At 69.9% G+C, this 13987-nt stretch carries 4 protein-coding genes; all 4 read right to left on the bottom strand.

Annotated features, from left to right (window positions below):
- Positions 1 to 73: 73 nt before the first annotated feature.
- The 4 genes from ACFVX4_RS28395 to ACFVX4_RS28380 are packed head-to-tail and all read right to left on the bottom strand — an operon-like array spanning position 74 to position 13968.
- Positions 74 to 1129 carry an MDR family NADP-dependent oxidoreductase gene (locus tag ACFVX4_RS28395; protein ID WP_389982166.1) on the bottom strand — a complete coding sequence of 352 codons (1056 nt, stop codon included), beginning with the start codon at positions 1127 to 1129 and terminating at the stop codon, positions 74 to 76.
- Positions 1126 to 2850, bottom strand: a complete 1725-nt coding sequence (locus tag ACFVX4_RS28390) for a phytoene desaturase family protein (protein WP_389982163.1) — start codon at positions 2848 to 2850, stop codon at positions 1126 to 1128. Before ACFVX4_RS28390 ends, ACFVX4_RS28395 begins: the two co-directional genes overlap by 4 nt.
- 20 nt (positions 2851 to 2870) lie before the next feature.
- Positions 2871 to 4553 (bottom strand): phytoene desaturase family protein, encoded by a 1683-nt coding sequence (locus ACFVX4_RS28385; RefSeq protein WP_389982160.1) that lies wholly within the window; start codon positions 4551 to 4553, stop codon positions 2871 to 2873.
- On the bottom strand, positions 4543 to 13968 hold the full coding sequence (locus ACFVX4_RS28380) for an amino acid adenylation domain-containing protein (protein WP_389982240.1): 9426 nt from the start codon (positions 13966 to 13968) through the stop codon (positions 4543 to 4545). Before ACFVX4_RS28380 ends, ACFVX4_RS28385 begins: the two co-directional genes overlap by 11 nt.
- Positions 13969 to 13987 lie beyond the last annotated feature (19 nt).

Raw genomic sequence — 13987 nt, 5'->3', positions numbered from 1 at the left:
GACCTCCTGGCTTGCGCGGGTACGGCGAACTGCTGGGCGGGGACGGGCGGGAAGCGGTGTTGCGTGGCCGGCGTCAGAGTTCGACCAGTACCTTGCCCCGACCGGCTCCGGTGCCCTGGTAGAGGCTCCGGTAGGCGTCGGGGATGTTCTCGAAGCCGTGGTGGAGGGTGTGTCCGCAGCGCACCTCGCCCCGCCGGATCAGGCCGCCGAGCTCGTCGTGGAGCGCGCGCCAGTTCTCCTCGGTGAACCATTCCAGCGAGAAGATGCCCCGCACGTGCGCGCGCGGGAACATGATGTACGGCAGCAGCCTCGGTCCCGTGACGTCGCGGCCCACCTGGGTGGCCCACTGCCAGCACACGGCCACCTGGCTGTCGATGTTGAGCATGGAGAACACGGCATCGGTGACGGTGCCGCCCAGATTGTCGAAGTACTTGTCGACGCCGTCCGGCGCGGCCCACAGGAGAGCGTCCCGTACGGCCTCGCGGTTGTCTCCGTGGCGGTAGACGACGACCGCGTCGAATCCCAGCTCGTCGAGGTAGTCCGCCTTCACCGTCGTCGACGTGGTGCCCACGACCCGGGCGCCCGCGCGCTTGGCCATCTGGCCGACCAGCGAGCCGACGGAGCCGGAGGCGCCGCTGACCACGACGGTGTCCCCCGAGCGGATCGACATGAACTTGGTCAGGGTGCCCCAGGCGGTCATGCCGGGGCCGCCCATGGCGCTGAGCGCGGTGGGGAGCGGCAGCGCGTCGTCGTACCAGCCGGGGTCCAGGCGGCGGAAGGCCGGGAAGACCATCGGGAACGTCCCGGTCTGCCAGGGGGTGGGCGCGCCGTTGCTCACGAGATGGGTGCGCCAGCCGCCGAACCCCTGCACCAGATCACCGGGACGGTGGGCCGCCTGCGGACCCGCTTCCAGGACTTCCATGATCGAGTCGGCCCCCATGTGCGCACCGAGCGGGGTGTCCAGCGCGATGCCCTGGAGATAGGGGTCCACCGATACGTAGCGCGTCCTCAGGAGCATCTCGTCCGGGGCCAGCTCGGTGTCGATGTCCTCCTCGACCTGTCCGTAGACCCTTTCGACGTCGGGGACGCCCTCGATGTGCTCGCGCACCACCCATTTCCTGGCCCTCATCCCGTTCCCTTCCTCTCTGCGAGGACCGGGCGGCCCTCCACGACGGACCGTGACACCGGCCGGGGCGACACTTCGATGACCCGATGGGTCGGTGGCGGACCGCTCTCGTCCACGGACGCGGTGAATGCGCGGTCGTCGTCACGGCAGATGAACTGCACGACGTGCCGGCCGGCCGCCGCCGCGCGGATCAGGCCACCCGTGGTGGCCCAGACGCCGGACTGGTAGAAGTTGCGCAGTCCGGGCAGGCCGGGGCCGTGCTTCTTGATGAGCTTCTCCAGCGTTTCCCCGCTCTCCACGAAGGGCTGCCAGCCGAGCACCGTGCCGTCGTAGTTGCCCGTGTAGCGGACCTGGGTGAGCGGGCTGGATACATCGCGTACGGCGATGGCGTCGGCGATGCCGGGGTGCTGCCGTTCCAGGAACGCGACGAGTGTCTCGCGGGCCCGGCGCTTGGCCGCGTAGTAGCCGCGCCCGTGGCGTACCGGAAGCGTGTGGAGTTCCTGCCCGCCACGGGTCCGGGTCGCCTGTTCGGGGCCTTCGTCCAGGGCGCGCCAGGGTGCGATGTCGCAGAAGTAGGTGACGTACGCGACGCTCGTCCCGGGCGGGGACAGCTCGGGGTAGTGCCTGTTGCGGAACTGGACGTTGATGCTGGGGTGCCGGATGCCGGTCAGTCCGGCCGCTTCCGTCTCGTCGAGCAGATAGGTGGTGCAGGGGTCGGCGTCGGGGAATTCGCGGCGCAGGCCGAGGAAGAGCGTGAAGTATCCGGGGAACACCATGCCGGGCTGTTCGATGGTCCGGGTGTAGAGACGTCGGTACGCCTCGTTGAGGTAGCGGCCCTTCAGCAGGTCCATCATCGTGGTACGTCCGTCGCAGGCCGACACGATGATGTCGGCGCGCAGTTCACGCCCGTCGCTGAGCCGCACGCCGACCGCGCGGTCGTCCTCGACCACGATCTCCTCGACCTTGACGTTGTACGTCACTTCGCCGCCGAGCCTGCGGTAGCGCCGCTCGATCGACTCGGCCAGTCCGAGCGATCCTCCTTCGGGGACGCCCGCGGAGAGGTTGGCGTGCGAGGCGAGCTGGAAGTGGAACGGCAGTACGGGGAAAGCCGGATGCTTCTCGTACAGGATGAAGTTGAACGCCTCGCGCAGCAGGGGGTCCTTGAACCTCGCCGAGTAGTCGGTCATGAGTACGCCGATGGATTTGCGCACGACGTTGAAGTACGGGATGAAGGAGGCCAGCATGCGCCAGCGCTCCATCACCGGCATCAGTCCGACCGGTCTGAGGAACGGATAGACGGCGAGGCATTCGCGGAAGGCGCGCAGTTGCTTGCAGAAGTCCCTGATCAGGGCGGCGTCGGCGGGTGAGAGCACCGTGAGGTGGGCCTGGAGCCGGTCGGGATCGGAGTAGAAGTACACCGCCCGGCCGCAGGTGCCGCGTACGACGTTGAACACATCGAAGTGCCGGACCTCCTTGCCCTGCAACGCGCCGAGCTCCAGCCAGATCCGGTGCATCTCGTTGCCGGGGCCGCTGCCCAGAAGCCAGCTGACGCAGGGGTCCAGCCTGAAGTCACCGCGGTCCCAGGCCGTGCAGCAGCCGCCGGGCAGTTCGTGCATCTCCAGGACATGGGTCCGGTAGCCGTTCATCCGGGCGTAGCAGCCGGTGGAGAGACCGCCCAGCCCTGCGCCGATGATGATCATCGACTGTCGTTCGGAAGGCGGCATGAATCTGTTCTCCTCGGTGTTCATGTGCGGCTGTCACCACGCATGGACCACTTGTCGAGCTGGGGCAGCCGGCCCAGCTTCCCGGGGTGCCAGGGCTCGGTACCCCGGCTCTCGGACGCCGTGAACCCGCGTCCCAGCTCGTCGCAGAGGTACTGGACGACGAAGCGCCCGGTGGACGCGGCGCGGATCAGTCCGCCCATGCCGACCCACTGCCCGGCCATCGAGAATCCGCTCAGACCGGGCAGGCGCATGCGGTCCTTTCCGACCAGCTCGGCCGCGATGTCGTCGGCCTCGGAGAACGCCTTCCAGGCCAGGATGGAGCCGTCGTGGTTGCCGGTGTAGCGCCGGGTGGTCGCCGGGGACGCGACATCGACCAGCTCGATGCGCTCGCCCACCCCCGGCATCCGCCGTTCCAGGAATCCTCTGACGAACTCGGCCACTTGGCGCTTCTTCGCGCGGTATTCCTTGCGGTCGGCGGCGCGCAGCGCCTTCCAGTACGCGAAGTCGCTGAAGTAGGTGCAGTGGACGACCGATCTGCCGGGCGGGGCGAATCCGTCCGAGTAGTCGGAGCGCAGCTGGACCACCACACTGCTCTGGAGCGCGCCGGGCAGTTGTACGGCGTCCTCGGGGGTGAGCAGGTACGTGGTGCTGTGGGGCCGGCCGGGGCCCAGCTCGCCCCGGACCCCGACGAAGGCGGAGACCACCGCGGGAAACAGGGTGCCGGGGCGGTGCAGCAGTTCGTTGTACAGCTTGTCGATCCGGGGTCCGGTGAACCGGCCCTGCAGAAGACCGTGGATCGTGGTGTGGCCGTCGCAGGCGGAGACGACGTGGTCGGCGTAGTACCTTCTGCCGTTGCGCAGTTCGATCCCGACGGCGCGCCCGTCCTCGACCAGGATCCGTTCGACGCGTGCCCGATAGCTGATCCGACCGCCCAGCGATGTGTAGCGTTCCTCGATCGACCGGGACAGGCCCAGCGAACCTCCTTGCGGGAACCCGGCGTTGTGGTGGTGGGCACCGGCCATGTTGAACAGGTACGGGAGGAGCGGGAAGCCCTCCGGGTCCTGGAAGAAGATGTTGCGGAACGCCCGGCGCAGCAACGGGTCCTGGAACCGGTCGGCGAATTCGTGCATCGGCGTCGAGGCCGTGCGCCAGAACAACCGGAACGCGGGCAGAACGGTGCGCAGCAGCGCCGCTCTCTCGCGTACGGTCCGCAGGGCGGGGGCGGTCAGGAACGGATACAGCTCGATGTCGATGAACCGGCGCAGGTCACGGCAGAACGAGCGGATCAGCCGGGCGTCGGCGGGCGAGACTTCGAGCAGGTGGCGTTCCAGCCGGTCCGGGTCGTTGTAGAAGATCACGGAACGGCCGGTCTCGTCGACGACCCGGTTGAACATCTCGAAGTTGGTGATGGTCTTGCCGTCGAGCGCCCCCAGTTCGCGCCACACCTGGTTGGCCTCGTTGCCGGCGGCCGTGCCGATCAGCCACTCGATGCAGTAGTCGAAGATGTAGCCGTCGCGCGACCAGGCCGTGCAGCAGCCGCCGGGCAGTACGTGCCTCTCGAAGATGCGGGAGCGCATCCCGTTCATCTGCGCGTAGCACCCGGTGGACATTCCCGCGACGCCGGCGCCGATCACGATGACCCGGGTGCCGCCGTCTCCCGCCCGGTCACGGGTGCTCCACTCGTCCTCCGCCTCATCGGACATCGGCGCCGCCCTCCTGGAGGATGCCGCGCACCAGCTCGGCGTTGCGGGCCGCGTGCTTGGGGTCGAGCATGTCGGCGTGGATCCCGGAGCCGCGCAGCACGGCCGTGGCCGTGATCGAGCTGCCGTGCCAGGTGCCGCGCGCGTCGGCGGCGTAGAGATCCGTCTTCTCCTCGTCGGTGACCACACTGACGGTCGCGGACACCGTTCCCAGATTCGGTGTGCGGCCGCAGAAGGCCAGGTATTCCGCGGCTTGATCGAGGGTTTCGCGGGCGACGGCGTCCGATCCGGTGTGCTTGCGCAGGTGTTCGGCCAGTTCCGCCTCGAAGAACTCGATGTGTTCGGGGCCGGGTACGTACGGTTCGAGGATGCGGTGCGAGTCCAGCACGATCACATGGGCGACGTCATGTCCCCGGCCTTCGAGTTCCTTGGCCACCTCGAACGCGAGGTTGCCGCCGAGCGAGTAGCCGAGCAGCAGGCATCTGCCCTCGGGCCGGTGGGACTCGACGAGGTCGGCGTAGTGGGCCACCTTGTCCGCGCCGGGGACGTAGTTGAAGGCGATCAGCCGGTACTCGGGCAGTTTGGCAGCGAATTCCCGGTAGACGAGTCCGTGGCCGCCCGCCGGCGGGAAGGAGAACAGGGTCCGTTCCTGATCGCTGTTGAAGCTGAGGCAGGGCAGGTCGTCGAAGTCCGAGCCGGTGGCGATGCGCTCCAGCGACGCGGCCATCCCGTGCAGGGTCGTCACCCGGTACAGCAGGCTGACGGGGATGCCGACGCCGTACTCCTTGCGCAGCCGGTGGATCAGCTCGATCAGTTTGATGGAGCTGCCGCCGACCTCGAAGAACTCGTGCGTCAGGCCGACCCGCTCCAGTCCGAGCAGTTCCTTCCAGTGCCGGGCCATGCTCACCTCGAACGGTGTGCGCGGCTTCTCCTCGGGCTCGTCGTCCGCGTCGAACCGGGGTGCCGGCAGGGCGGCGGTGTCGACCTTGCCGTTGGCGGTCAACGGCAGTTCCGGCAGGGTGACGAAGTACGCCGGAACCATGTACGCGGGCAGCCGGCCCGCGAGGTGCCGGCGCAGGGCGCGCCGGTCCGGTGCCGCCCCTTCGGCCGGTACGCAGTAGGCGCAAAGGATGTCCTCGCCCCGGGCGTCGGGGCGCACCGTGACGACCGTCCGGGTCAGTCCGGGCCACTGGGCGAGGTGTGCCTCGATCTCGCCGAGTTCGATCCGGTGGCCCCGGAGCTTGATCTGGTCGTCGGCCCGGCCGAGCAGATGGACCCGGCCGTCCGCGTCCCAGCGCGCCGCGTCACCGCTGCGGTAGAGGCGTACGGGGCCCGCACCCGGCTCCCGGCTCAGGGTCCGGGTGACGAAGCGCCGGTCCGTCAGTGCGGGGTCGCCCGCGTAGCCGAGCGCGACGCCGTCGCCGCCGATCCACAGCTCGCCCGGCACGCCGGGCGGCACCGGTTCGCCGTGCCGGTCGAGCACATGGAGCGTGCTGTTGCCCAGGGGCCGTCCGATCGGCACCGTCCGCCCGGGTTCCAGGTCGTCGACGGGTCCCTCGAAGCAGGCGCTGTCGATGGTCGCCTCGGTGACCCCGTAGGAGTTGATCAGACGGGTTTCCGGGCCGCACAGTTCCTGCAGCCTCCGGTACTCCCCCACCTTCCACACATCGGATCCGACGACCAGCAGGCGCATGAAGTCCAGTCGCAGTCCCCGGCGTTCGCAGTGGTCCATGAGGCCGCGTACGACGGCGGGCACGAACTCCGCGCAGTCGACGCGCTCCTGGCGCATCGTGGTGTACAGGCGCTCGGTGTCGAAGAGCAGATCGCGGTCGACCAGCACCAGGTTGCCGCCCGAGCAGAGCGCGCGCACGACGTCTCCGGTGAAGACGTCGAACGACGGGGCGGCCATCTGGAGGTGCACCCGGACGTCGCGGTCCAGCCGGTACTCCTGGAGCCAGGCTCCGTACGCCGAGGCGAGATTGCCGTGGCTGACCCGCACGGCCTTGGGGAGGCCGGTCGAACCGGAGGTGTGGATGATGTACGCAGGCGCGTCGGGACCGGCCGGGTCCTCGGCGCCGCAGCCGGTACCGCTCCGGTCGTCCGCCGCGGGCGCCGCCTCACGCAGTTCCCGCAGCGTCAGCGTCCGGGCCGGCAGCTCCGCCATCCGGTCGCGGCAGGCGTCGTCCTCGGCCACGACGAGGGTGGCACCTGCGGCGCGTACGGTGTGGGCTACGCGGTCGGCCGGGTGGTCGGCCGGGATCGGGAGATAGGCGCCGCCGGCCTTGAGGACCGCGAGCAGTGCGACGACGAGGTCGGGCGACTTGTCCAGGCAGAGCGCCACCACCGACCCGGCACCGACCCCGAACCCTCGCAGGCTCCGGGCCAACTCATCCGACCCGCGGTCCAGTTCCGCGTACGTCAGCCGGTGGGCCGGCCCGTGGAACGCCGGGACCGTGACGGCCACCGCATCCGGGCGGCGGGCGGCGGTCTCACCGATCAGCCGGTGCACCGGGCGGAAGCCGTCCGCCTCACCGTCCCCCGCCCTCGCGGGCAGGGCGGTGCGCCCGGCACCGCTCCACTCGCCGACCAGCCGCTCGCGCTCCTGGGAGCCGAGCATCTCCAGCCGGGAGACGGGCCGATCCACCGGAGCCCGGGTCATGCTGTCGAGCAGTTCGGTGTAGTGCGATGCCATCCGCCGCATGGTCTCCGGCAGGAACAGGTCGGTGTTGTATTTCAGGACGCAGTGGAAACGGCGCTCCGCCTCGTCCTCGTACACCGACAGCGTCACATCGAACTGCCCCTCCTCCTCGGGAAGTTCGATGTACTCGAGCCGATAGCCGTACTTCTCGGTGGCGACCTTGTGGGTGAGCAGGATGAACATGGCCTGGAACACCGCGGAGCGGCTGGGGTCGTGCTGGAGCCCCAGCTCGTCGACCAGCAGGACGAACGGGTACTCCTGGTTGTCCAGGCCGCCCAGCACGGTGGTGCGGACCTCTTGCAGCAGTCGGGCGACCGAGGGGTCGCCGGACAGATCCGCGTGCAGCGGGAGCGGGTTGACGAAGTAGCCGTAGACGGAAGCGAATTCCTGCTCGGTGCGGCCGGTCACCGGGCTGCCCACGATGACCTGGTCCTGGCCGGAGTAACGCTGCAGCAGCACGTAGTAGGCGCTCAGCAGCACCATGAACGGGGTCACGTCGTGCTCGCGGGCCAGGGCATGCACCCGGGCGGTGAGCGCGGTGTCCAGTACGAAGAACTCCGAGGCGCCGTTGTGTGTCTGTACGGCGGGACGGGGCTTGTCGACGGGCAGTTCCAGGGTCGGGACCTCGGCCGGCAGGTGCGAGCGCCAGTAGTCGAGCATGCGCGGCGCCGCGGGTCCGGCCAGGAAGCGGTTCTGCGCGTTGAGGAAGTCCAGATAGCGGGCGGTGACGGGCGGCAGCGAGGGGGCCTGGCCCTCGCGCAGCCCCTCGTACACCGCCAGGAGCTCCTCGATGAAGGTGAACGTCGAGATCGCGTCGGAGACGATGTGGTGCACCGCCTTCATGATCACCCAGCGGTCGTCGGCGCGCTTGAAGAGGCGGAACCGGAACAGCGGGTCGTGCTCCAGGTCGTACGGCCTGCGGTATTCGGCCACGATCGTGCGGTGGATGTCCTCCCACTCCTGGTCCTGCACGTCGAACAGCTCGACGTCCGCGCTCGCCACCGGCGACACCTGCTGCAGTGGGACGCCGTCCACCGTGAGGAAGTTGGTACGCAAGGCGGGGTGCCGCGCCACCAGACAGCGGACGGCCTCGAACATGAGGTCGGGATCGAGTGCGACCCGGACCTCGACCGCGCCGCCGATGTTGTACGCGTAGCCCTCGGGATTGAGCTGCCTGAGGAACCACAGGGCCTTCTGGTTCTGCGTCAGCGGGTGACGGAGTTCGTCCTCGAACACCTCCACCGCGGCCGTTTCGGCACCGCCGGCCTCGTGGGCGACCAACTCGGCCAGAGCATCGTGGAGTTGGGTGATCAGCTCGACGACGGGCGTTCCGCTGAGCAGCGCCACCACGGGTGGCGCGACGCCGAGCTCGGAGCTGATCCGGGCGCGCAGCTCCATGGCCAGGAGCGAGTCGAGTCCCAGCGCGTTGAGTCCCGCCTGCGGATCGATCCGGTCCGGGCCTGTCCGCAGCACCGTGGCGGTCAGCGTGATGAATCGCCCGGTCACCAGGGACAGACGTTCCGCCGGGTCCGCGTCGCGGAAGGTGTCGAGGATGCCCTCGCCCGGCCCGGTGGCCGTTCCGGCGGGGGCCGCCGCCGCCAGATCGGTGACCAGTGAGGGAGGTGATGCGTACCAGGCCAGGAAGACCGGCCAGTCGACGACCGTGGCGACGAGCAGCTGGGCGCGGTCCTGGCCGATGACGCGTTCCAGCACGGCCATGCCGACGTCCGGTGCGAGCGAACTCATCCCTCGGTTGTGCAGGTAGTGGTCGACGAGTCCCAGCTCTTCGATCATGCCGGTGGCCCACGGGCCCCAGTCCACGCTCAGTCCCGGCAGCCCGTGTGCCCGGCGGTGCTGGGCCAGCGCGTCCAGGAACGCGTTGCCCGCGGCGTAGTTGGTCTGGCCCGCGGTGGTCAGCAGAGAGGCGATCGAGGCGAACAGGACGAAGTGGTCCAGCGGTTCGTCCCGAAGGTGGCGGTGCAGCAGGTAGGCACCGACGGCCTTGGGATCGTGGGCCTCGGCGAACGTCCGACGGTCCATGTCCTCGACGAGGGTGTCGCGGACCTGACCGGCGAGATGGAACACGCCTCGGACGGGCAGCGGATCGGTGCGCCGGTGAGCATCCAGCCAGGATGTGAACGCGGCTTCGTCGGTGATGTCGAGCGGTGCCAGGACAACCCGTGCCCCGAGCGCCTCCAGCTCCTTGACGAAGGCGGTGGCACGGCCTTCGGCGCTGCTGGGGTCCAGGTCCCGCCAGGCGGAGCGCTCCGGCAGTGCGGTGCGTCCGATCAGGATCAGGCTGCGCGCCCCACGCCGGACGAGCGTGCGGCAGAGCAGTCGGCCGAGCGCTCCGAAGGCACCGGTGACCAGGTAGTTCGCATCGGTGCGCAGTCGCAGCGGAAGGGGGTGCGTCAGCTGTTCGGCCTGCCGGATCCGGCAGGTGAGGCGAGCCGCGCCACGCAGCGCAATCTCCTCCTCGTCGTCGGTCCGGAGCTCACGCAGCAGCGCCCGTGCCTCGGCCCGGCGTCCCTCGTCGCTCCGCGCGCCGGGGTCCAGGTCGATCAGCTTGCCGGGGTGGGAGAGCAGCTCCTGGTGTCTGAGCACCCGGCCGACCCCCCACGCGGGCGCTCCCAGCGGCTCGACGGTCTCGCCCGGCTCGACGTTCTGCGCGCCGCGGGTCACGATGTGCAGCCGGCCGGCCGACTCGCGGCGGAGCAGCGTCCGGGCGAGGGCGATCAGCGAGTAGGCCCCGGTACCGCTGTGCCGTGCGAGGTCCTGCGGTGAGGCCTCGGCGATGTGGGGCAGGTCGAGGTTCCACAGATGCACGATGGGGCCGACGGGTCCCCCACCACCGTCTCCGCCGTCCCTGTCCTCGTCCAGGTCGGCGAAGAGCCGCTCCAGGTCCGTGACGGACCCCGGTTCGACCGTGAACCCGCTGCCTTCGCCGCCGTTTCGGTATGTGTCACCCGGACGCACCAGGTGGCAGCGCTCGCCGCGTGCGGCGAGCAGTTCGCTCAGGGCGTCGCCGACGCCCTGGCGGTCCGCGAACACCAACCAGTCGCCGCCGGTGGACACGGGGCTTTGGGAGTCGGGGCCGACTCCTCCCTCGTCCGCGGCGGAATCGAAGGAGCTGTCGATCCACACGGTCTCGGCCAGCCAGGAGTCGATGGTACCGAGACCGACCGTGGTGGACGCCTTCTCCACGTCGGCTGCGCGGAAGCCATGGATGCCGCCGAGGGGCTCACCGCCGTCCGCGTACAGGGCCATGTCCCCGACGAGCTCGTCCGCGTCGCCGCGGGTCACCGTCGCGTGCACCCAGATCGGCCGGTCTCCCACCGGGGCGAGGCACAGCTCGTCGATCGACAGGGGCAGGCGGATCCCGGAGGTCTGCCGCTCCGGTTCGCCCGTGCCGTAGAGGCCGGTTTTGGTTTCGGTTTCGGGGAGCTGTGTCGTCAACAGCGACTGGAAGCAGGCATCGAGCAGCACGGGATGGATGTGGTGCCCGGCCGCGTCGTCACCGATCGCCGCAGGCGGACGGAGTCGGGCGAGGACCTCTCCGGAACCGATCCACACCTCTTCGATGGCCCGGAACGCGGGCCCGTAGTGGTAGCCCAGGGCGGCGAGCGCCGCGTAGCAGTCCTCGCCGTCCAGCCGGCGCCGGGTACGCGCCCGGAGGGCTTCGGTGTCGGCGGGGCGCCCGGCCGGGCGCGGCTGCCCCGAGCGCACGACACCACTGGCGTGCACCGCCCGGCCGCCCTCCTCCTGCCCCGCCGACGCGATGGTGAACACCGCGTTCTGCGAGGAGAGGGTCAGACGAACGGCCCGGTCCTCGCCCTCGGGCAGGAACAATGCCTTGCGGAACTCGATGTCCGTCAGCACGACATGGGTGCCGCCGGTCAGGGAGCGGACCGCCTGCGTGGCCATCTCCAGGTACCCCGCTGCCGGGAAGACCACTGTGGACTGGATGCGGTGGTCCTCGAGGTAGGGCAGCCGCTCGGTGTCCAGCGTGGTGTGCCAGGTCGGCTCGGTGTCCACGGTGCGACGGCCCAGCAGAGGATGGTCGGCGCGGCCGAGGCGGACCTGGGCGACGGGGGCGGGCTCCGTCCAGTAGCGGTCGCGCCGCCACGGGTAGCGGGGCAGGACCACCGGTCTGCCCGCCGGGTGCAGGGTGTCCCAGTCGATGGGGACGCCGAGGTTGTGCAGCTCCGCCAGCGAGGCGGCGAAGCGCTCCGGTTCGTTCTCCTGGCGGCGGATCGACGGAAGGGTCCGTGCGGCCGTCGCCTTGCCTTCGAGGCACTCGCGGATGGAGTGGCCGAGCACCGGGTGCGGGCCGATTTCCAGGAAGAGTCCGTACCCGTCGCCGACGAGCCGGTCGACGGCGGAGCGGAACCGGACCCGGTGGCGGACGTTCTTCCACCAGTAGTCCGCGTCCAGCTCGCTGCCGTGCGCCGTGCCCTCCTGCCCGGTCAGGTACACCGGAACCTTCGCCGCCCGGGGATCGAGACCGTCCAGCGAGGCCAGCAGTTCGTCCTTGATCGACTCCATGCCCGCGCTGTGGTACGGAACCCGCACCGTGAGGAACTTGGCGAAGATCTGCTCGGAGCGCAGCGCGTCCGCCAGCTCGGCCAGCGCCTCGCGGTCGCCGGCCAGTGTGACCGCCGAGGGGCTGTTGACCGCGGCCACGGACACCCGGTCCCCGAACGCGGCCACCCGGTACTGCGCCTCCGCCTCGGGCAGGCTCACGGCGAGCATGGTGCCGGTGCCGGTCAGCTTCTGCTGGAGCCGGCTGCGGTGCACCACGACTCTCACCGCGTCCTCCAGGGTGTAGACCCCCGCCTCGTAGAAGGCGGCGACCTCCCCGGTGCTGTGACCGACCACGGCGTCGGGCCGCACACCGTACTGGCGCCACATCGCCGCGAGGCCCACCTGGACGGCGAAGTTGGCCGGCTGTGCGAGCCATGTCTCGCCCATGTGCGATCCGGCTTCGTCGGCCCTCATCTCGTCGAGCAGGGACCAGCCCGCGATCGAGCGGATGGCCCGGTCGCAGCGGGTGACCGCGTCCCGGAACGCCTCGTCGCCCTCCAGCAACTGGCGGCCCATCCCCCACCACTGCGGCCCCATGCCGGTGAAGACCCAGACCAGACCGCGCTGTTCGGCTTCGAGAAGCCTGCCGTGGACGACTCCCGGATGCGGTTCACCGCGCTGGAAGGCGGCGAGTGCCTCGTCCAGTCCGGCCCGCGAGGAGTACACGACGGAGAGCCGCGACTCCAGGTGCTGGCGGCGGTGGGCCAGTGTGTGGCCGAGGTCGGGCAGCGACACCCCGGGCCCGTGGACACCTGCCAGCTCGCGACGGATGCCGGCCGCCAGCTCCGGCAGGGCTTCCGGGGTATGGGCGGTCAACGGGAGGAGATTCCAGGCTCGTTCGCCGGGCGCGGCCGGTGGTGCGTCCCTGTCCGGTGCCTGTTCCAGCACGATGTGCGCGTTGGTGCCACCGAATCCGAACGAGTTCACCCCTGCCCGTGCGGGTCCCTCGTGTTCGGGCCATGCGGTCGGCTCGGTCGGGATGCGGTACGGGGCGGAGCTCTGGTCGATGGCGGTGTTGAGCTGCTCCAGGTTGATGTGGGGCGGGATGAGGCGGTGCTTGAGGCAGAGCACGGTCTTGATCAGGCCGGCGATGCCCGCCGCCGCTTCGGTGTGCCCGATGTTCGTCTTGACCGAGCCCACGTAGCAGGGCGCGTCCGGTCGGCGGCCCACGGCCAGCGCCCGGCTGAGTGCGTTCGCCTCGATCGGGTCGCCGACGGGCGTGGAGGTGCCGTGCGCCTCCACGTACTGAAGGTCGCCGGGCGTGATGCCGGCTTCACCGCAGACGCGCCGGATGAGGGAGACCTGGGCATCCGCGTTGGGCACGGTGATGCCATTGGTCCGGCCGTCCTGGTTGACCCCCGCGCCGAGGATCACCGCGTGGATGGGGTCGCCGTCGCGCAGGGCGTCGTCCAGTCGCTTGAGCGCGACCAGACCGACGCCCTCGGCCCGTACGTAGCCGTTGGCCGCGGCGTCGAACGCGCGTGAACGGCCGTCGGGAGAAAGGAATCCGCCCTTCGTCTCGGCGATGGTGTACTGCGGCGCCATGTGCAGCAGGACGCCACCGGCCAGCGCGAGATCGGTCTCCCGGTTGTTGAGACTCTGGCAGGCGAGGTGCACCGCCACCAGGGAGGAGCTGCACGCGGTGTCGATCGACAGGCTCGGTCCGCGGAAGTCGAAGCAGTACGAGAGACGGTTCGAGACCATCGTCATCATGGTGCCGGTCGCGGTGTGGGCGGCGAGTGACGAGAAGCCCAGGTCGGAGAATTGAAGGATCTTGTAGTCCAGCGTGAACGCGCCGACGAACACGGCGGTGTTGCTGCCGGCGAGCTCCGCGGGCCGCTGGCCGCCGTCCTCCAGTGCCTCCCAGGCGACCTCCAGCAGTTTGCGCTGCTGAGGGTCCATGTGGTCGGCCTCGCGCGGGCTGATCCCGAAGAAGGCCGGGTCGAACTCGTCGAAACCGTCGATGTATCCCCCGCGACCGCCGATCAGGCGTCCGGGTTTCTCCTTGTGTCTGCTGCCGAGGCTGCCGACGTCGTAGCGATCGGCCGGTGTCGGTGTGATGCAGTCCTTGCCCTCCATGAGATTCTGCCAGTAAGCGCGATGGTCCGACGCACCGCCGGGCAGTCGGCACCCCATGCCGATGATCGCTACTTTG

Origin of the sequence: Streptomyces sp. NPDC058240 (assembly GCF_042882135.1) — a bacterium.
In the GTDB taxonomy this organism is placed as follows: Bacteria; Actinomycetota; Actinomycetes; order Streptomycetales; family Streptomycetaceae; genus Streptomyces.
The sequence above is the reverse complement of the archived record's forward strand: the minus strand, read 5'-3'. Positions and strand labels throughout refer to the sequence as shown.